Here is a 20,052-nt window from a genome sequence, read left to right as displayed (position 1 = left end):
TAAGGATCCAATAGGTCTAAATAAGAAGATCAGCTAAATTTTGTGATATAGTGTAACAACCCATTAAAAGGCTTGTCTATATAGTATATATCACAGAGAAAAGTAATGAAAAAAGCAATCTTTTTTATAGTCATTAGTATTATTTTTATAAAACTTCAGGCGCAAAAAACTGGTGTATATCAAGATACTATTCCATTTAGAGACGATTTAGGACTAATTATTATCCCAATTACATTTAATGGAGTAGAAAAACAATTTGCTTTTGATACAGGAGCACAGTTAAGCTTGGGTTTTTCTTGGGTTAAAAGTGAACTGAAACCTACAACTACTACTACATACTTAACAACATCTAGTGGATCTAGAACAAAAAAACGCTATTATAAAAGTGGTACTATTCAGCTAGGAAGTCGAAAAATTACAAAACATCGTATTTTAGGAGGAACAGATAAAAGTACTATTTATGCCTGTTATAATATTGATGGTGTACTTGGAGTTGATATTACGCAGCATTTTAATTGGATAATTGATTATAAGAAAAAAATACTGATCATGTCTCCTACTAACTATTACCCTAAAGAAATACAAAAAATGCATGCTTTAGATTTTAATTTTAAGAATAAGCGTCCATCCGTCTTTTTTAAAATGAATGGAAAACGCATTAATTTTTTATTGGATACAGGTGCTGGAGAATCCGATGTTAGTAAAAAAAACTATAACCTTATAAATATTGCAAAGTACCCTAAGGCTAATTTTTATAGTGGTTTTTTTGATGCCAATGGTGTTTTAACACCAACCTATTCTAAAACAGTACAGCTTCCAGAAATTGTTTCAAGTAAGGTAACTGTAAAACCTATAGTGTCTTACTCTAATCAAACTACAAAAATTGGGAATAACCTTTGGAAAGATAAACGCTTGTTTCTAAGCCTAAGAAATAATAAGCTCTATAGCTCTGCTAATTATATTTCAGAAGATTTATGGAGTTATGATTGTAGTGCTGTAATTAAAAATAAAAAGATGCTTATTTTACATCTTAAAGAAGGTGGTGAAGCTTGGAATTTAGGCATCCGACAAGGTGATGAAATTAAAACTGTTAATGAAAAAGTATTTACTGATTTTTGCACACTTAAAAAATACCTTGGCCAATGCAATAAAGAAAATAAAGCACTAGAGTTTGTTTTTTTAAAGGGGCAAAAAGTACTAGTGCATAAAAAAGAACTCTTTGCTATTACAGACCCTTAGCCTAAGGTGTTTTATTAAGTATATGAGCTGCTTTAAAGAGATTTTATCAAAAATAAATACACAGGAAAATGATCACTATAGCCGCCGATATAACTACCACCGGCATAGGTGCGTAGTGGGTAGCCTTTGTATTTTCCTTTAGCATCAATAAGATAAGAAGGTGAAAACACATTTGTTTTCCAAAAATAATAGCGGCCTTCCTCTTTATCGAGTAAGTTTTTGGTAAAGTAAAGCTGATCAAACAAATTCCATTGATCTCTATACGCTAAAGAGCCAATACCTTTTTTGTACAATTTTTCCATAGGATTAAAAAGTAATGCATTTTCAAGAGTAGTAACTTTTCCTTTAGTTCGTAATATTTTTTTTAAACTATCATCTGTGGGATCATCGTTTAGGTCGCCCATACTAATAATCTTTGCATTATGATCTAGTTGTACAATAGAATCTATAATATTTTTATTGAGTTTGGCAGCAGCTAATCTATTCGGTTTACTTCTTGCTTCACCCCCACTTCTAGAAGGCCAATGATTTACAATAAAGTAAAATTCTTCATTGTCTAAAAAACCGTTGACCACTAACTGATCTCGAGTAAAATTTCTAAAACCATCATCATTATAAAGTAAAAGTCTATGGCTTTTAAAAGTACTTGGTATAAAAGCTGACTTTTTATATAATAAGGCAACATCAATACCACGTTCGTCAGGTGAATCCATATGAATAATTCCGTAATTTTTTTGGATAAGCTTGGGGTGATTAATAAGGTCTTGTACAACTTTTCTATTCTCTACTTCGCATAAACCGATAATATCCGGAGAAGTTTGGGTAACATCTTTTCCAATCTCCGAGAGTACTTTAGCAATGTTTTCTAATTTTTGATGATACCTTTTTAAGGTCCAGTTGTCTTTACCTTTTGGAGTTCTGTCATCATCAAACGTTAAAGAATCATTATAAACATCAAATAAATTTTCAACATTATAGAAAGCTATAGTCTGTATTTTATAAGGCTTTTTTTGTTGCGCAGTACTAAATAAAGAAATAACACTAAAAAGAATGCATAAATTAAAATAAAATTTTGACATAAAATAATCTATATTTTTAAGTAAAATAATATATTATATTCAGAAAAATCGTATAAATTAAGATTTTTTAATTTATATTGTAAGTAAAATATAGACTAAACTAACCAAACCAGTATGAAATATGCGCTATTTCTCGTTCTTTTTACACTCTATTTTTACAGTCATGCTCAAGAAAAAATTAAAATTTCAGGAAATATTGTTGCTAATCATTCTAAAAAAATATTAGATGATGTTCTAATTGGTATAGAAGGGAAAAGTATTGAAGTAATAACAAATGCTTCAGGATATTTTGAGATTTCTTTTTCAGCTCTGGATCATATCATTTTAAATATTTCAAAAGTTGACTATGTAACGATTCGAATTCCATTTAATACGATTAATGAAAATATCAATTTAGGAACTATTTATTTAGAAAAAGATATCACCGTAGAACAAACAGATAATCTCATTACTTTAACAGATGCAGAATTATTTGATGATGAGCTAAGTTCTAATTCATCTGGCTTATTACAGGCTACAAGAGATATCTTTTTAAGTAGAGCTGCGTTTGATTTTGGACAAGCATTTTTTAGAGTTAGAGGTTACGATGCTCAAAACGGAACAGTATTGATGAATGGTATTGAGATGAATAAGTTTTTTGATGGTAGACCGCAATGGAATAATTGGGGAGGTTTAAATGATGTAACTCGTAATCAGCAATTTACAAATGGGATAGGTGCTTCTAATTACACATTTGGAGGCATATTAGGAAATACTAATATTGATACAAGACCATCTAAAATGCGTTCAGGTACTCGTTTGTCCTCCTCTGCATCTAACCGTACTTATACGGGAAGACTTATGGTGACACATACTTCTAAAACAAAAAATGGTTTTGCTTATAGTTTTTCTGGCTCTAGAAGATCCGCTAAACAAGGCTATATTAATGGTACTTTGTATGATGCCTTTTCTCTTTTTGCAGCAATAGAATATCAACTTAATAAACAAAATAGTATAAACTTTACAGGTATCTATGCTAGTAATCGTAGAGGAAGATCATCTGCATTAACAGAAGAAGTTTTTGAAATTACAGGAAGAAAATACAATCCATATTGGGGAAAGCAAAATGGAGAAATAAGAAATGCTCGAGAAAGAAAAATAGCAGAGCCTCTTCTAATGTTTAACCATTATTATGAATCAGATACTTTTCAATTAAATACTGGAATAGCATACCAATCGGGTATAAATAGTAGAGGTAGATTAGGTTTTTATAATGCGCCAAATCCAGATCCAACCTACTACAGGTATTTGCCTAGTTTTTATATTAATAGCCCTATAGGGGCAAATTTTTTAAGTGCAAACCAAGCTAAAGAAGGTTTTTTAGAAAACCCACAGTTAGATTGGACTAAAGTATATACCGCTAATAATAGAGAACAAGCCGCTTATGTTTTGTATGACGATGTTGCAGAAGACCGTCAGTTAAGCCTTAATACAACAGGAAATTTATTTTTAAATAAAAAAATACAAATAGATTTTGGAATGGCGTATAAAAAATTAAAATCTAATAATTATGCTAAAATTCAAGATGTATTGGGTGCAAACTTTCATGAAGATATCGATGTTTTTTCAAATACGTTGAATGATGTTGATGGCGAAATACGAAAAAGTGAAAATGATATTTTTAGCTATAATTATAATATGAATGCTGAAGCAATAGCCACTTTTTTACAAATACGATTACAAACAAATCATTGGAATGGATTTATAGCGGGGAGTTATAAAAAGAATAATTACCAGAGAGAAGGCTTATTTTTAAATCAAAGATTCATTACTAATTCCTTAGGAGAAAGTAGGCAACAAGGATTTGATGATTATGGAGTTAAAAGTGCTTTTACCTATCAATTTACAGGAAGGCATATTGTGTCGGTACGGGGCGCATACCAAACAAAAGCTCCAGTTTTGCAAAATGTATTTATTAATCCTAGAGAAAACAATGAAATTGTTCCCAACAGTACAAGTGAAGTTATTTCTACGGTAGATTTCAATTACTTTATACGATTGCCTAAACTTACAGGAAGACTATCGTCTTTCTATACACAATTTAAAAATAGTACGGATGTTAATTTCTTTTTTGTTGATGCCGGTATAGGATCAGATTTTGTGCAAGAAGTTTTAACTGGTGTAGGGAAATTACACATAGGAACAGAATTAGGTTTAGAATATAAGTTATCTTCTGCAGTGACTTTAACCGCTGTCGCCGCTGTTGGGAAATACACGTATAATGCTAATCCAAATGTGGTTATTAATTTTGATACTGCTGGTGCTGTAGAAGACCTTATAAACCCAGAAGGGAATATAGATTTAGGCCTTGCTACTATAAAAGGATATAAATTAGCACAAGGACCACAACAAGCCTTTTCATTAGGAATTTCCTATCGAGATCCAAAATATTGGTGGATTTCTGGAACTGCAAACTATTTAGCCAATAATTATGCTAATATTTCTACGATAACCAGAACTCAGAGTTTTGTATTAGATCCAGATACGGGAATGCCTTTCCCAAATGCTACTCCAGAAAATGTAAATAAGCTTTTAGCGCAAAAACCATTAGAGAACAGTTACCTTTTAAATATAGTGGGAGGAAAATCTTGGCTTAAAAAAGGAAAATATATTAGTGTTTTTGCAAGTGTTAATAATGTGTTTGATCGTGTTTTTAGGACAGGCGGATTTGAGCAAAGTAGAAATGGGAATTTTGGACAATTGCAACAAGATAATTTAAGTGGTACACCATCATTTGCTCCAAAATATTGGTACGGTTTTGGGCGAACCTATTTTTTAAATTTTGCCTACAGCTTTTAGATACATATAGACCTGTCAGGTTTTTAAAACCTGACAGGTCTAAGAATTATAATAATATGAATACTATAAAACGGATATTAAGCCTTTTGGTTATTGTAATGTTATGTGCTTGCGTTAATGATAATACTTTTGACGCTCCAGAAAATTCTTGTACTACAGCTATAGTAGCCAATGCAACTTATAGCGAAGTTAAAAATTTATATGTAGAAGAAACCATTCAAATTCAAGAAGATTTAATCATTGAAGGGTATGTTATATCATCTGATGAAAAAAGTAATTTCTTTAGTGTATTACATTTTCAAAATAATTTAGAAAACCCTACAGAAGGTTTCCAAATAGAAATTGATGTGCGCGATTCGCATTTGTTTTACCCAGTAGGGAGTAAGATTCTAATTAGATTAAAAGGACTTTATTTAGGAAAAAGCAAAGGCGTATTTAAACTAGGAGGTGTTTTTACTTCTTTCGGAAATGCCACTGTAGGGAGGTTGCCAAATACAGTTGTAAATCAGCATCTGTTTTTATCATGTGATGAAAAAGGGCTTTTAAAACCTAAACAAGTATCAATTACTGAGCTTAATGAAATGTTAACCAATACATTAGTACAATTAAATGATATAGAGGTCATAGCAGAAGAACTAAACTTACCTTTTGCATTAGAAAGAGAAGCAACAAAACGAACCTTATCAGATTGTGATGATAATGAAATTGTATTATTAAATAGTGGATTTTCTGACTTTCAAGATGCGGTATTACCAAATAAAAATGGAAGTATTGTAGGTGTTTTAATCAGAGAAAACAATAGGAATAGTATTGTAATTAGAGCCTTAGAAGATATTAGTTTTACGGAAGAGCGGTGTGAGGATGTTATAGATGAGTTTAGTTCCAATCAGATTTTTATTTCCGAAATAGCAGATCCAAATAATAATGCTAAAGCAAGGTTTGTAGAGTTGTATAATGCAAGTACAACTCCTTTATCATTAAAAAATTGGTCACTAAACCGTTATACCAATGCTAATGTAGAAGTAAGTTCAAGCGTAAATTTATCAGGCTTTAGTATTGCTGGTGAAAGTACCTTAATTATAGCTGCAAATGCTGTAGAATTTGAAGCAGTCTTTGGTTTTGCTCCAGATGTAAGTGCTGGTGTTAATAGCCCTGCAGATTCTAATGGAGATGATAATCTAGAATTGGTAGACCCATTTGGTGCGGTTATAGATGTTTTTGGAATTATTGGAGAAGATGGAACAAATACAAATCATGAATTTGAAGATGGTAGAGCTGTTCGTATGAGTACTATTAGTAATGGAAATTCAAATTTTACCTTTAATGAGTGGACAATTTATAATGATACTGGAGGCGAAGAAACGGTAAACTTACCCCAAAATGCTCCAGAAGATTTTAATCCTGGTGTTAAAGATTAACTGCTTAAATTACAATAAGTGTGTAGTTAGCAGTTGTAAGTATATATTAAAAAGGAGCAGTTATATAACTGCTCCTTTTTAGCTTATTTATAACAGCTATTTTATATAGAAGGGTAATTAGCATCAGCCTTTATCTCATTAACTTGAGCAAGATGACGGTCTACATGTCCAGACATAAACAATAGTACTTGTAAAGCATCTATAGTGCCAAAAGGAGATTGGGTATAATGGTTTCTTAAATTAGTATCAGTGTTTTTAACAAAAGCCATATTGCTTTTTCTTTTAGCACAAAATGCAGCAAGTGTTTCTTTAAAAGAGCCATATTTACCAGATGGTTCAAAAGCTTTAGAGGTTTTTAATTTACCACTCCTGTCCCGTATGGTAGCTAACAATTTCTCATCTGTCATGGCAACATCACTGCGTTTAGAAGCGTCTGCAGCAGTTTTTAAGGCCCCTTCCGTCATTCCAAAAATATTAGTTTCTGAAATAGTAATATGCTCTATACATTCTGCAATAGACCAAGATTCTGGAGAACTTTTGTAATTTAATTGCGCCTCGCTAAGTCCTTTTATAGCTTTTTTTAGCGCTTTAGTACTGTTTTTTAATTCAGTAAGAACAGCTTTCTTATCCGTTTTAGTAAGTTGTGCATTTAGAGCACCAATACTAAAAAATAATACAAATAATGATAGAATAATTTTTTTCATTTTCCTTGTGTTTTAGGTCGCCAAAGATATGAAGTCTATTGAGATGGCGAAATTTTAGGTAAAAAAACACAATAATTTACAGAGAGTAATAGCAATAAGATAAATCTATTGTTGAATAACATAATGATATAATTTAATTATGATTGAGTTGTTATTTTTTTTAATTTTACCCGTCTTATAAATTTAAATAGCAACATAAAATCTATGGATAACAACAATCACAAAAACGGCGATATTAGCATGTGCCCTTTTATGGGTGGAAGTATAGAAGTTACTTCGGGCAGTGGAACTGCTAATAGAGACTGGTGGCCAAACGAATTAAAATTAAATATTTTACGTCAAAATACAGTTAAATCTGATCCAATGGATGAAGATTTTAACTATGCAGAAGCATTTAATAGCCTGGATTTTGCGGCACTTAAACAAGATGTTATTAATTTAATGACAGATTCGCAAGACTGGTGGCCAGCAGATTATGGCCATTACGGACCTTTCTTCATTAGAATGGCATGGCATAGTGCAGGTACTTATAGAGTTGGTGATGGTCGTGGAGGTGCTGGAGCAGGGCAACAACGTTTTGCACCATTAAACAGCTGGCCAGATAATGGTAATTTAGATAAGGCTCGTTTATTACTATGGCCTATTAAACAAAAATATGGTAGAAAAATTTCTTGGGCAGATTTAATGATCCTTGCAGGAAATTGTGCATTAGAGTCAATGGGCTTTAAAACATTTGGTTTTGCAGGGGGTCGTGAAGATGTTTGGGAACCAGAACAAGATGTATACTGGGGTTCAGAAACAGAATGGATGGGCGATGATAAACGCTATTCAGGTGAACGTGAATTAGAAGGACACTTAGGTGCATCTCATATGGGGCTTATTTATGTGAATCCAGAAGGACCAGGTGGAAATCCAGATCCCTTAGGTTCAGCATATGATATTAGAGAAACATTTGGCCGTATGGCAATGAATGATGAAGAAACCGTAGCATTAGGGGCAGGTGGTCACACTTTTGGGAAAGCACATGGAGCGGCAGATCCAGATAAATATGTTGGTGCAGAGCCAGCAGGAGCTGCTATTGAAGAAATGAGTACGGGTTGGAAAAATAACTTTGGTACTGGTGTTGGTGATGATACTATTACTAGTGGAATTGAAGGTGCTTGGACACCTAACCCAACAAAATGGGATCATGACTATTTTGATGTTTTATTGAATTATGATTGGGAATTAACAAAAAGTCCAGCAGGAGCACACCAGTGGAGACCTACAGATGCTTCTAAAGCCAGAATGGCTCCAAAAGCAGGTGATGCAACACAAACGCAAGAGTTAATGATGACTACTGCGGATATGGCTTTTAAAAAAGACCCTAAATATTTAGAGATATCTAAGCGTTTTCATACAGATCATGAAGCGTTCGAAGATGCTTTTGCACGTGCTTGGTTTAAATTAACGCATCGTGATATGGGACCAATTCAACGCTATTTAGGCCCAGAAGTACCTCAAGAAGAACTTATCTGGCAAGATCGTGTTCCTACAGGTAAAAATATAAGTGATGCAGATGTAAATACCTTAAAAACTGCCATTGCAAGAGCAGGACTTTCTGTTTCAGAATTAGTAGGTACAGCTTGGGCATCAGCATCCACTTTTAGAGGATCAGATAAAAGAGGTGGCGCTAATGGAGCACGTATCCGTTTAGAGCCACAAAGAAGTTGGTCTGTAAATAACCCAGATCAATTAGATAAAGTATTAAATGCTTTAGAGGATATTAAAACTTCTGCAGGTGTAGAAGTTTCTATGGCAGATCTTATTGTTTTAGCAGGTAATGTAGGTATAGAATTAGCTGCTAAAAATGCTGGGCATATTGTTGTAGTTCCTTTTACAGGAGGAAGAGGCGATGCTTCACAAGAGCAAACAGATATCCAATCTTTCCAACATTTAGAGCCTATTGCAGACGGATTTAGAAATTATGTAAATCCAAAAATAAAAGCAACAGCAGAAGAATTACTTATAGATAAAGCACAATTATTAACATTGTCTATACCAGAAATGACTGTTTTATTTGGAGGTTTACGAAGTATTAATATTAATTATGATGGATCAAATAATGGTGTATTTACAGCTAATGCAGGTTCACTTTCTAATGATTTCTTTGTAAATGTATTAGACTTAAGTACTACTTGGAAAGCTGCTTCTAGCGATGAAACTGTGTTTGAAGGTCGTAATCGTGCTACAGGAGAACTTAAATGGACAGGTACTAGAGCAGATCTTATTTTTGGTTCTAATACAGAATTAAGAGCAATAGCAGAAGTATATGGTTCTGCTGATGCAAAAGAAAAGTTTTTAAATGATTTTATTGTAGCTTGGAATAAAATTATGAATGCTGATCGTTTTGATTTAGCTTAATTTTAAGTAAGCTATAAGAAAAAGAAAATTTAATAATACCCTTAAAACTGCTACACCTATTACATAGATGTGGCAGTTTTTTTATACTTTTAAATGGATGGAAAATATAGAACGTTTTTTTAATGAAATCCGTAATGGAAATACCGAAGCAGTGAAAGAAATGTTGGATGCAAGTCCAACTTTAATGACTGCAAGAGATCAAAGAGGAAGTACGCCTTTAATCTTAGCAACGTATTATAGCAATGAAGCTATTGCCGATTTACTTTTAAAGTTAGGAACAGAAGTAGATGCAAAAGACAGCTCTGGAAATACAGCTCTAATGGGAGTTTGTTTTAAAGGGGACATAAAAATTGCCAAAAAGTTAATTGAAAAAGGTGCAAATATAAATACGACCAATGCAATGGGAGGCACCTGTTTAATTTATGCAGCAACATTTAATAAAGAAGAGATTTTAAAGCTTTTGTTAGAAAATGGAGCAGATAAAAATGCAAAAGATGGTAGAGGAAATACTGCCTTAGATCATGCAAAAATGCAAGGTTTTACTAATTTAATTACCATATTAGAAGACTAGATGCATACTTTATATTTTATTTAAATGCGGTATATCGTATTTCTTCTAGTAGTTATAGGATTATTTTTTAGTTGTAAAAATAAAAAAGGAGTAGCGTATCATAATGATGCTACAAAAACGCTAAAAATATCCGAAAAAGACAGTATGCTTTTTGTTGTTGAAGCAATAGATTTTAGTGAAGATATGAGTCGTTTATCATCTAAAAATGACGAGTTGTTTGTTTTAATATATCATTTAGATAAAAATAGTGAGACCATAAGTAACTTAATTTATAGTGATGAAACAACATTAGATGCCTCAAATAAGACTACTACATTTTCAATAAAAAATAGTAAAAACCTTAGTTACTTATTTTTATTGATAGAACAAGATTCTGATGCTTCAATAAAACAAATAGATCCTCTTATTAGATTACATTATAAAACACTATTAAGTGCTTTTGATACAAAAGATTATTTAAGTATTGAGAAGTACTTAGGAGATGAAGATATATTAGGTTATAAATATGTAGATTCTAGTAGTGCAGATTTTAGTTTTGAAGGAGTACATAAATTAGATCTATATCATTATAAAATAACAATAAAATAAGTTGCAATGATGAACGATATGATGATCAAAAAAAATATTGTCTTAGAAGGGAAGCATCAAAAACCTATCATAACAGATATATATGCTAAGATAGCAAAAGAACCATTACCAGTAGTAGTGTTTTGCCATGGTTACAAAGGCTTTAAAGATTGGGGTTGTTGGCATTTAGTTGCTGAAGCTTTTGCAAATGCAGGTTTTTGTTTTATTAAATTTAATTTTTCTCATAATGGCGGTACTATAGAACAGCCTATAGATTTTCCAGATTTAGAAGCTTTTGGGAATAATAATTTTACAAAAGAGTTAGATGATTTGGAATTGATACTAGATTGGGTAAGTGGTTCTAATTTTGACAAAAGTATTTCTGTAAATGCAAATGATATTACCTTAATTGGGCATTCTAGAGGCGGCGGAATTATAACAATTAAAGCAAATGAGGATAATAGAGTATCACGGATTATTTCATGGGCAGGAGTAAGTAATTTAAGCAGAATGTTGGGTAAAGAAGAAGATTTTCCAAAATGGAAGGCAGATGGAGTACGCTATATTATAAATGGTAGAACAAAACAAAAGATGCCTCATTATTATCAATTTTTAGAAGATTATATTGCAAATGAGGAACGCTTAACGGTAAAAAATGCGGTAAAAGAGCTACAGTTACCATATTGTATTATACATGGTAATGCAGATACAAGTGTAGAAATAATAGCGGCAGAAAATTTACATAAATGGTATCCAAAAAGTAATTTTTTTATAATTGATGGCGCTAATCATGTTTTTGGAGGAAAACATCCTTGGGAATTTGATAAAATGCCAGAGCATTTAGAAGAAGTAGTAGGTATAAGTATTAATTTTATAAAGCAACACGGTTAAAATACACTACTATGTCTCAACTTAATATAGCATTAGTACAATCTCCTATAGTTTGGGAAACCCCTAAAGCAAATAGAACTATTTTTTCTAAAAAAATAGATGCAATTTCTGAAGATATAGACCTTATCGTTTTACCAGAAATGTTTACTACTGGTTTTACAATGCATCCACAAAATATGGCCAAAGATGATGGAGTTGTAACATTAGAATGGATGAAAAAAATTGCAAAAGAAAAAAATACAGCTATCATGGGTAGTATTCCTTTCTTTGAAAAAAAGGACTATACAAATCGGTTGTTTTTTGTAAAACCTGATGGAGCCTTCTTTTTTTATGATAAGCGGCACACTTTTACACTCGCAGGTGAGAGTGATGTCTATAAAGCTGGTGAAGAAAGGTTAATAGTGACTTATAAAGACTTTACAATATGCCCCCTAATTTGTTACGATTTGCGTTTTCCTGTATGGTCTAGAAATACAGTAGATTATGATATTTTAATCTATGTTGCTAATTGGCCAAAACCAAGGGTAAATGCTTGGGATACCCTATTAAAAGCCAGAGCTATAGAGAATATGTCTTATGCTGTTGGTGTTAATAGAATTGGTTTAGACGAAATTGGATATGAATATACGGGTCATTCAGCGGTTTATGATGTATTAGGTAAAGAAATAGCATTTTCTAATAAAGAAGAAATAGTATATGCAACCTTAGATAAAAATCATATTACAAATACAAGAAATAAATTAAAATTTTTAGAAGATCGGGATGGCTTTACTCTATAATTCTAAACGTTTTTATTTCATCCCAATTGGCACGCATTTCTATAATTTCAGGGAAATAGCTTACTTTTTCTGGTTGTATTTTTTTTAGATAATTACCAGTGTCCCATTTCTTATTCTTATTCTCATCAAAAATTACGCGAGCGATATATTCCCCAGGAGTTAGATTTGTAAACGTAACAACTTCGGGCTCTGTAGTATATTTTTCTACTTTTACTTGTTCCCCTTTTTTATCTGTTAGTTGTACTAATATTGGATATTTAACATAGCCAGTTAAATTAAAAGATATATTGCCATAATCTTCATATTTTTTTGTGTTAAGGCTATACGTTAAGGTGTCATTTGTATTTCCAAAAAAATCTTCTAAAAACTTGGGTAAAATTTTTATTTTGTAGTTTTCTTCTGGGTTCTTTTCAAAAGACATTTTAAATGTATTGTTTAAAGTATCTAATATTGGTGTGTAAGCTACTGGTAGAGAATCTTTATTTATAATCTCTATTTTACTAGTATCCGTTTTCATAATGGGGATGTTGGCCAAAATAGCAAAATCTTCCTCAAAATTTAGTAACGAACTAGTATTTGTAGATAAGACCAAAGAGTCTAAATCTACCTTTCTGGGTTTAATAGAAAATGTATCGGTTACTTTTAATCTTTTATTTGTAATTGCAAAAACAAGAGAATCTGCCTCAAAAGGAGTAAACCAATAATTTAAGGTGTCTTTGTCTCGCATTTTTGTAATTAAAGTTCTTACGGTATCAGGTATTTTAGTTAAAGTATTTATTTGGAGGTCTTTATAATCGCCATTATATCCAAAAATAATTTTATTTTTTGCTGCATAATTAGGCACAGAAATGCTATAGTCTAATTCTTCTTTAAATAGGTTTAAGAGATAAATTTCTTCTGTAGGAATAGAAATGGTATCTGTAACAAAGGCTATTTTATCTACACTTTGATTAAACTTATTATCTTTTGCTTCATCTTTAAGGCCAAACAATGCATACTTTCCTTTTTTAAGGTAATTTAATTTAAAAAAGATAGTACTATCTAAGGTATTTGTAACATAATTTGGTGGTCTATTATAGATAGTAGAATCATTATAAGTACTATCAATTTCATAAAGCATTACGCTAATAAAGGGGTCTGCTTCTTTTTTAAAAGCATCGGCTACAACTCCAGAAATTGATAAAGAGTCAATATAACTTCCAGTAGAAAAAATATATGTTAAAAAGCTATTTGGGTTTCCTTCATTGTTATCAATAATACTCTGTCCAAAGTTTATAGTGTAGGTTGTATTTTCCAGTAGTGTGTCTTTTAATATAATTTCTACTTTTTTACTTGCAGAACCTAGAGGTGTAATTATAGGAGTATTTTTAAGTGGTGGTGAAATGATTAATTGTTCTTGTAAATCTTTTAATTTAACGTATTCATCAAATTCTAAAGTTATTTTATTTCCTGTAAAATTAACACTTAAATTTTCAGGTTTAGCCTTAATCAATTTAGGAGGTATTTCATCTTTTATTCCTCCTGTAGGATTACCTCTACGGGCACATTGATATACAGAGAATATAGCTACTATTAAAAATAAAAATCCTAAAAAGCGTCTAATCATATCTTGTGGAAAAATATATAGAACAAAGAAACGAATTAATTTGTAGAATTATGAAGTTTATGGGACCACTGCTATTGTAGTTATGTAAATTTTAACACCTTTAATTTTAGATAGTATTTCAGCACAGGAAGCTAATGTTGCTCCTGTAGTAATGATATCATCAACCAAAAGGATATTTTTATTTTCTAGTAGTTTGTAATTATCTACACGATATATGTTTTCATTACTTTTCCATCTCGAAAAACGATCTTTTTTGGTTTGCGTTTTTATATTTTTAGTTTTTAATAAGATACCTTCTAAATAAGGAGCATTTAAATAATAGGCTAATCGTTTTCCAAATAAAGTTATCTGATTATAACCACGTTTTTGAAACTTCTTTTTATGTAATGGAACAGGTATAATATAATCTATATGCTTTAAGTTTTTATTTTTTAGCAAAATCTCCCCATACCAATCTCCTAAAAAAGAACCAATTTCTTGTTGATTTTTATATTTTAGATGATGAATTAGGTTTTTAACGATACCATTTTTAGCGAAAAATAAGAAGGAACTTGCTTTTTTTATCATTACTTTTCCATAAAATATACGATCAATAGGGTTTTTTTCGTTAAAGTTGTACTCGGTAAGTGGTAATTGATTCCGACAAACGGTACACAATAATCGTTCACCTTTATGCAAGTGTGCATTACATCCAAAACACCCCATAGGTAATAGGATGCTGTGTATATCATTTAGTATCTTTGTTAAAATAAATATAAATTTAAAGCCAAAATAAGTAGTTGTAAACCACCTACCTTACCCTGATGGAATCTCAAGATACTAAATTTAATTATAAAATAATTCTTGCTGCATTAGTAGCAGTGGTTATAGGTATACTTGTTGCTTTCTACTACAGTCATGTACAATCACAGAATAAAATAGACTATCTAGAGGATGAAAAGGCAATGTTAATTAAAGACCTAACATTAAAAAGGGCCGAAATTGATCGTTTGTCGGCATTCAATGAAGTGAATGAAATAGAATTACAAGATTCTAAATTTAGAATAGAACAACTATTAGACTCTGTTGGTAAATTAAATTTTACGGTAGCAAAGCTAAGAGAATATAAAAAAGAATTACGCTTGATGGAATTAAAACATGATAGCTTAAAACTTAAAAATAACTCATTGCGCTACAATAATTCTATTTTATCTAAAAAGTATAATGAAACTAAAGAAAAAATAGAAAAACTAGAAAGTAGAAGTAGCACACTTGCTGAAGCGGAAGCTAAACTTAGGGAACAAAATAAGTTGTTAAGTGAAAAGTTAAAAACTAAAAGTTATCTAAGAGTAAAAAAACCCGAAGGCTTGAGTTTTAGAATGCGTAATGGTTCTCCTATACAAACAAATAAGGCCTCTACAGTCTCTAAAATTAGAGGTTGTATTACCATCACAGAAGACAATAGTGTAATTAATGAGGATAAAGTAATTTATTTGCAATTCCTTGATCCAGATAAAAAAGTTGTTGAAAACAATGCTACAACAATTTCATACAACGGAAACACTTATAGTAAAAAAGTACAGTTTGTTTTTGAAGGGAAACAAAAAGATATCTGTGACTTTATAACAATACCAGAAGGTTCTCTTAGAAGTGGTAACTATACTTTAAATATTTTTGAAAACGAAAAATTATTGATATCCACAGAATTTCAATTGAAGTAATTTTTTAAGATAATTTCTTAATACAATTTACTATTTCTGCATAAAAATTGAATTTTAATTTTATTTCATAGAAACTAATTTCTACTAAAATTCTATTTTTGCCAAATGGCAAATCAAGAAGATCAGTTTAAAAAAGTAATTTCTCATGCAAAAGAGTATGGGTATATATTTCAATCTAGTGAAATTTACGACGGACTAAGTGCTGTTTATGATTATGCACAGAATGGAGCAGAATTAAAAAAGAACATTAGAGAGTATTGGTGGAAGGCGATGGTTCAAATGAACGATAACATTGTTGGTATCGATTCAGCCATATTAATGCACCCTACCATATGGAAAGCATCGGGTCATGTAGATGCTTTTAACGATCCTTTAATAGATAATAAAGATTCTAAAAAAAGATATAGAGCTGATGTTTTAGTAGAAGATTATTGTGCTAAAATTGAAAATAAAATAAATAAAGAAGTTACTAAGGCTGCCAAACGCTTTGGAGATGCTTTTGATAAAGAACAATTTTTAGCAACCAATAAACGAGTAATAGATTACCAAACTAAAATAGATACCATCTTAAAAAGGTTAGGGCAGTCTTTAGAAAAAGAAGATTTAGCTGATGTTAAAGCACTAATTGAAGAATTAGATATTGTTTGCCCAATTTCTGGATCTAAAAATTGGACAGAAGTAAAACAGTTTAACTTAATGTTTGGTACTAAATTAGGAGCTTCTGCAGAAAGTGCAATGGATTTGTATCTACGTCCAGAAACAGCACAGGGAATATTTGTAAACTTTTTAAATGTTCAGAAAACAAGTAGGTTAAAAATTCCGTTCGGAATAGCGCAGACAGGTAAGGCATTTAGAAATGAAATTGTAGCCAGACAATTTATCTTTAGAATGCGAGAGTTTGAGCAAATGGAAATGCAATTCTTTATACCCCCTGGAACACAGAAAGATTGGTATAACAAATGGAAGGAAACACGTATGAAATGGCATGTTTCTTTAGGTATGGGAGAAGAAAATTATCGTTTTCATAATCATGAAAAATTAGCGCATTATGCAGATGCAGCTGCTGATATAGAATTTAATTTCCCTTTTGGATTTAAGGAGTTAGAAGGAATTCATTCCAGAACAGATTTCGATTTAAGTCAGCATGAAGAATACTCAGGTAAAAAATTACAGTATTATGATAATGAGCTTAAAGAAAGCTATGTACCTTATGTATTAGAAACCTCTATAGGCTTAGACAGAATGTTTTTAGCTGTTTTTTCTAATTCATTACAAGAAGAAGCTCTAGAAAATGGGACTACACGAACCGTATTAAAACTACCTGCGGTACTTGCTCCTACAAAAGCAGCTGTTTTACCATTAGTTAAAAAAGATGGTTTACCGGAATTAGCAAACGAAATTATAACAGATCTTAGATGGGATTTTAATGTTATTTATGATGAAAAAGACGCTGTAGGTCGCCGTTATAGAAGACAAGATGCTAATGGTACCCCTTTCTGTATTACTGTAGATCATCAATCTCTAGAAGATAAAACAGTAACCATACGCCATAGAGATACTATGGAGCAGCAACGTGTTGCAATTAAAGATGTTAAAGCTATAATTGCTCAAGAAGTAGAGATGAAACATTGGTTAAAGAAGATGGGGTAATAATCTTAAAAAATTAAATTATGATAAAAAAAATTCAAGAAAAAATTCAATATTTTTTTATTGAAAAGAGCTCTGATTTAATTTTTTATACCCTATTTGCAATACTTACCATATTACCATTTATAACACGTTTAAAATTATTTGATAGAGCCAAAACATCTATTGATTATCTAGCATTTCCATTGTCAAGAGGAGATTTTGATGTTTTTCATTATTATAAAGCAGTTTGGTTTATTTTATTGAGTTTTTTAATAACAGTTTTTCTTTTTCTTAAAAAGAAAAAATGGAATACTCCTTATTTGTTTTTTCCTGTCATACTGCTATTTTTTATCATATTATCTTCTATACTTTCTGAGTATAAAGCCTTTACTATTATGGGCGGAGCAGAATCTTTTCAAGGAGTATTTGTTTGGATTGGGTATATGATTGTATGTGTTGCTGCCATGCAAATAAGCAAATTAAAATACTACAAATTAATATTTTATGGGATACTATTTTCTGGGTTTGTAATGAGTTTTATAGGACTTTTAGAGTATAATAAAATTAATATTTGGAAAATAATAGAACCATTAGTAGTTCATTCTAATTTAAATTTTAACAAAACTCCTAATGGAGAGCTAGCCTCTTTATTTTATAATGCTAATTATTATTCCGGATTTTTAATACTAGTCTTATTTATCAATATCATTACTTATATCTCATTTAAAAAAATAATTTGGAAAATAATTTTATGGGCTAATTTTTGCTTGATTTTCTTAAACCTAGTTGGTAGCGAGGGAAGAGCTACTTTGTATTCATCTTTTGTACTAATAGCAATACTTGTACTTTTCGTTAGAAATAAGGATTTTAAAAAATTAAGAGACATTGGAGTCCTAACACTTTCAGCAATTCTAGTTTTTGTGGTTATGAATTTTTCTGAAGGAGGAGGTAAAGTTGCTAGCTATTCTAAAATAGCCACTGACCATTCTAATTTAGATGAAATAGAAGTATTAGATAGCCTTTTAATTATAAAACAACATACAGGAAAACCATTATATGTTACTGTAAAAGATAATAAACACTTAAGTTTTTTTGAAGATAGAAAACTACAAAAAAAACTAACTTTTCATAGAAAATCTGATACTTTATCATTTAAAAATGACGGGTACGAGCACTATCATTTTATATTGAATAAAAAATTAAAAACAGGAATTATACTTCATTATAATAAAAGGTTTAAATATCCTTTAATTTTTAAAGATAATACTATAAAAACAGTGGGTAGAAATAATGAAATTGCACCCATTATTACTTCAAAAAATATAAAATTTTTGAATAAAAAAAATAGAATATTAAATGGAAGAGGCATGCAATGGTCATTGTCTATACCTGTGCTCTTAGAATCTATATATATTGGTAAAGGTGCAGACGCCTTCCCTTTGGCTTTTCCAAATAATGATTATTTAAGTTTACTTAAAACCTTTGGGACAAATAAATTTTACATTGCCTCGGCACATTCTTTTTACATTCAAATAGGAGTACAGTTCGGCTTAATAGCTTTACTTGTTTTTCTGCTTTTCATGATCATTTATATCTATAGTTCTATAAAATTACTATGGGCTTTGCCATTTAATAATACGATACAATTACTAGCCTTAGGTTGTTTTTTAGCTGTTGTTGGATTTTTAATTAATGGCATTGTAGCACAAGTTATGATTAGTAATGCGCCACCATTTTTTATACTACTTGGAATAGGAATTGCACTAAACTGTAAAATAAAAAATGAAATTTCTTCTATTTAAAAAATATACCTGAAAATAGGGAGTTTATCTAAAGAGATATCCAATAAATTTGTTGCAAATTAAAAATAGATTAAAGATGTTAAGAAAATTAATTTTGATAATAACGGTATTATTATATTTTTCAGGTTTTGCTCAGAAAGACACCCTTTATTTTGATAAAAATTGGAAAGCGGCCACCAAACAAAATGCAGAATTTTATAGGCCTACACCTGAAAAAGTTAAAAATTTATGGTTTTTTAAAGATTACTATATAAATGGCGATTTGCAATTTGTAGGGCACTCTACAGATCCTATTAAAGAGATATGGGAAGGTGATGTAACTTGGTATCATCATAATGGCAGAGTCTCACAAAAATATAGGTATTCTAATGGGGTTTATCTAGGTTATTTTGTGGCTAATACAGATGCCGATAAAACTGAACAAGGTTATTTAGAAAATGAAATGCACTATTATAACTATCAAGAAAGCGTAAGAGAAGCTATTGATATTGTAGAAGAAACAAAGGTAGAAGAAGATAATTTTGTGCCAGATGATCCAGATGCTAAATACATAAAAAAATCAATAAAATATTATACGTATACTAGAAACATAGCTATGCAATATTTAAGATATTATGGCTATGAAAATAAAGTAAATACCAAAACGTATTTTGATGAAGAAGGTACTATTATTGGCGAAATGATATTAGATGATAAAAACAAAAATTACGATGGAACTGAAATCATTTTTAAAGAAAATTATTATGGGAAGTACGAATATCCTATAAAAATTTTAACGTATGTTAAAGGTGAAAAAGTATCCGAAAAAGACTGGGTTAAAAAATAA

16 protein-coding genes are annotated in these 20,052 nt (G+C 30.8%); 12 read left to right on the top strand and 4 right to left on the bottom strand.

All coding sequences use genetic code 11. The annotated features are described in order from the left end of the window. Positions 1 to 105 precede the first annotated feature (105 nt). On the top strand, positions 106 to 1,239 hold the full coding sequence (locus ACZ451_RS03815) for a retropepsin-like aspartic protease (protein WP_464215771.1): 1,134 nt from the start codon (positions 106 to 108) through the stop codon (positions 1,237 to 1,239). A 32-nt stretch (positions 1,240 to 1,271) separates the two neighbouring features. Here ACZ451_RS03815 and ACZ451_RS03810 read toward each other — a convergent pair whose 3' ends face one another. Then, positions 1,272 to 2,318 (bottom strand): endonuclease/exonuclease/phosphatase family protein, encoded by a 1,047-nt coding sequence (locus ACZ451_RS03810; protein ID WP_464215770.1) that lies wholly within the window; start codon positions 2,316 to 2,318, stop codon positions 1,272 to 1,274. 114 nt (positions 2,319 to 2,432) lie between these two features. Between ACZ451_RS03810 and ACZ451_RS03805 the strand changes: the two genes are divergently transcribed. Both ACZ451_RS03805 and ACZ451_RS03800 read left to right on the top strand, forming a co-directional pair. After that, entirely contained in the window at positions 2,433 to 5,156 is a 2,724-nt protein-coding gene (locus ACZ451_RS03805) for a TonB-dependent receptor (RefSeq protein WP_464215769.1), read from the top strand. Between the two features lie 56 nt (positions 5,157 to 5,212). After that, positions 5,213 to 6,574 carry a DUF5689 domain-containing protein gene (locus ACZ451_RS03800; RefSeq protein WP_464215768.1) on the top strand — a complete coding sequence of 454 codons (1,362 nt, stop codon included), beginning with the start codon at positions 5,213 to 5,215 and terminating at the stop codon, positions 6,572 to 6,574. A 101-nt stretch (positions 6,575 to 6,675) separates the two neighbouring features. Here ACZ451_RS03800 and ACZ451_RS03795 read toward each other — a convergent pair whose 3' ends face one another. Beyond that, positions 6,676 to 7,278: a DinB family protein gene (locus ACZ451_RS03795; protein ID WP_464215767.1), complete on the bottom strand. Its 603-nt coding sequence runs from the start codon at positions 7,276 to 7,278 to the stop codon at positions 6,676 to 6,678. A 204-nt stretch (positions 7,279 to 7,482) separates the two neighbouring features. Between ACZ451_RS03795 and katG the strand changes: the two genes are divergently transcribed. The 5 genes from katG to ACZ451_RS03770 all read left to right on the top strand — a co-directional run bounded on the left by katG (position 7,483) and on the right by ACZ451_RS03770 (position 12,489). Continuing rightward, a complete protein-coding gene (gene katG, locus ACZ451_RS03790; RefSeq protein WP_464215766.1) occupies positions 7,483 to 9,681 on the top strand; it encodes a catalase/peroxidase HPI in 2,199 nt (732 codons plus the stop codon). A 97-nt stretch (positions 9,682 to 9,778) separates the two neighbouring features. Beyond that, on the top strand, positions 9,779 to 10,252 hold the full coding sequence (locus ACZ451_RS03785; protein ID WP_464215765.1) for an ankyrin repeat domain-containing protein: 474 nt from the start codon (positions 9,779 to 9,781) through the stop codon (positions 10,250 to 10,252). Between the two features lie 24 nt (positions 10,253 to 10,276). Next, positions 10,277 to 10,840: a hypothetical protein gene (locus ACZ451_RS03780; protein ID WP_464215764.1), complete on the top strand. Its 564-nt coding sequence runs from the start codon at positions 10,277 to 10,279 to the stop codon at positions 10,838 to 10,840. Between the two features lie 6 nt (positions 10,841 to 10,846). Next, entirely contained in the window at positions 10,847 to 11,710 is an 864-nt protein-coding gene (locus ACZ451_RS03775) for an alpha/beta hydrolase family protein (protein ID WP_464215763.1), read from the top strand. 11 nt (positions 11,711 to 11,721) lie between these two features. Then, positions 11,722 to 12,489 carry an amidohydrolase gene (locus tag ACZ451_RS03770; RefSeq protein WP_464215762.1) on the top strand — a complete coding sequence of 256 codons (768 nt, stop codon included), beginning with the start codon at positions 11,722 to 11,724 and terminating at the stop codon, positions 12,487 to 12,489. On the opposite strand, the gene ACZ451_RS03765 is transcribed toward ACZ451_RS03770, so the two are convergent. Both ACZ451_RS03765 and ACZ451_RS03760 read right to left on the bottom strand, forming a co-directional pair. Next, entirely contained in the window at positions 12,479 to 14,095 is a 1,617-nt protein-coding gene (locus ACZ451_RS03765) for an Ig-like domain-containing protein (RefSeq protein WP_464215761.1), read from the bottom strand. The genes ACZ451_RS03770 and ACZ451_RS03765 overlap by 11 nt on opposite strands. 57 nt (positions 14,096 to 14,152) lie before the next feature. Beyond that, entirely contained in the window at positions 14,153 to 14,800 is a 648-nt protein-coding gene (locus ACZ451_RS03760; RefSeq protein ID WP_464215759.1) for a ComF family protein, read from the bottom strand. A gap of 98 nt (positions 14,801 to 14,898) precedes the next feature. Here ACZ451_RS03760 and ACZ451_RS03755 point away from each other — a divergent pair, with 98 nt between their 5' ends. From ACZ451_RS03755 to ACZ451_RS03740, 4 genes are all read left to right on the top strand, one after another. Then, on the top strand, positions 14,899 to 15,795 hold the full coding sequence (locus ACZ451_RS03755) for a hypothetical protein (protein ID WP_464215758.1): 897 nt from the start codon (positions 14,899 to 14,901) through the stop codon (positions 15,793 to 15,795). A gap of 105 nt (positions 15,796 to 15,900) precedes the next feature. Continuing rightward, complete coding sequence (locus ACZ451_RS03750) at positions 15,901 to 17,445, top strand: glycine--tRNA ligase (RefSeq protein ID WP_464215757.1); 1,545 nt, start codon at positions 15,901 to 15,903, stop codon at positions 17,443 to 17,445. A 20-nt stretch (positions 17,446 to 17,465) separates the two neighbouring features. After that, complete coding sequence (locus tag ACZ451_RS03745) at positions 17,466 to 19,226, top strand: O-antigen ligase family protein (RefSeq protein WP_464215756.1); 1,761 nt, start codon at positions 17,466 to 17,468, stop codon at positions 19,224 to 19,226. Positions 19,227 to 19,302: 76 nt separating this feature from the next. Continuing rightward, positions 19,303 to 20,052: a hypothetical protein gene (locus tag ACZ451_RS03740; protein ID WP_464215755.1), complete on the top strand. Its 750-nt coding sequence runs from the start codon at positions 19,303 to 19,305 to the stop codon at positions 20,050 to 20,052.

This window comes from Allocellulophaga tsushimaensis, assembly GCF_055383085.1.
Note: the sequence above shows the minus strand (reverse complement) of the source record. Positions and strands in the feature narration are given on the sequence as shown.

What these genes read in the sequence shown, in the direction of transcription:
- ACZ451_RS03785 (WP_464215765.1), top strand. Translation starts at nt 9,779, where the DNA reads ATGGAAAATATAGAACGTTTTTTTAATGAAATCCGTAATGGAAATACC.
- ACZ451_RS03745 (WP_464215756.1), top strand. Translation starts at nt 17,466, where the DNA reads ATGATAAAAAAAATTCAAGAAAAAATTCAATATTTTTTTATTGAAAAG.
- ACZ451_RS03810 (WP_464215770.1), bottom strand. Translation starts at nt 2,318, where the DNA reads ATGTCAAAATTTTATTTTAATTTATGCATTCTTTTTAGTGTTATTTCT.
- katG (WP_464215766.1), top strand. Translation starts at nt 7,483, where the DNA reads ATGGATAACAACAATCACAAAAACGGCGATATTAGCATGTGCCCTTTT.
- ACZ451_RS03765 (WP_464215761.1), bottom strand. Translation starts at nt 14,095, where the DNA reads ATGATTAGACGCTTTTTAGGATTTTTATTTTTAATAGTAGCTATATTC.
- ACZ451_RS03755 (WP_464215758.1), top strand. Translation starts at nt 14,899, where the DNA reads ATGGAATCTCAAGATACTAAATTTAATTATAAAATAATTCTTGCTGCA.
- ACZ451_RS03795 (WP_464215767.1), bottom strand. Translation starts at nt 7,278, where the DNA reads ATGAAAAAAATTATTCTATCATTATTTGTATTATTTTTTAGTATTGGT.
- ACZ451_RS03780 (WP_464215764.1), top strand. Translation starts at nt 10,277, where the DNA reads ATGCGGTATATCGTATTTCTTCTAGTAGTTATAGGATTATTTTTTAGT.
- ACZ451_RS03740 (WP_464215755.1), top strand. Translation starts at nt 19,303, where the DNA reads ATGTTAAGAAAATTAATTTTGATAATAACGGTATTATTATATTTTTCA.
- ACZ451_RS03770 (WP_464215762.1), top strand. Translation starts at nt 11,722, where the DNA reads ATGTCTCAACTTAATATAGCATTAGTACAATCTCCTATAGTTTGGGAA.
- ACZ451_RS03760 (WP_464215759.1), bottom strand. Translation starts at nt 14,800, where the DNA reads ATGGGGTGTTTTGGATGTAATGCACACTTGCATAAAGGTGAACGATTA.
- ACZ451_RS03815 (WP_464215771.1), top strand. Translation starts at nt 106, where the DNA reads ATGAAAAAAGCAATCTTTTTTATAGTCATTAGTATTATTTTTATAAAA.
- ACZ451_RS03805 (WP_464215769.1), top strand. Translation starts at nt 2,433, where the DNA reads ATGAAATATGCGCTATTTCTCGTTCTTTTTACACTCTATTTTTACAGT.
- ACZ451_RS03775 (WP_464215763.1), top strand. Translation starts at nt 10,847, where the DNA reads ATGATGAACGATATGATGATCAAAAAAAATATTGTCTTAGAAGGGAAG.
- ACZ451_RS03750 (WP_464215757.1), top strand. Translation starts at nt 15,901, where the DNA reads ATGGCAAATCAAGAAGATCAGTTTAAAAAAGTAATTTCTCATGCAAAA.
- ACZ451_RS03800 (WP_464215768.1), top strand. Translation starts at nt 5,213, where the DNA reads ATGAATACTATAAAACGGATATTAAGCCTTTTGGTTATTGTAATGTTA.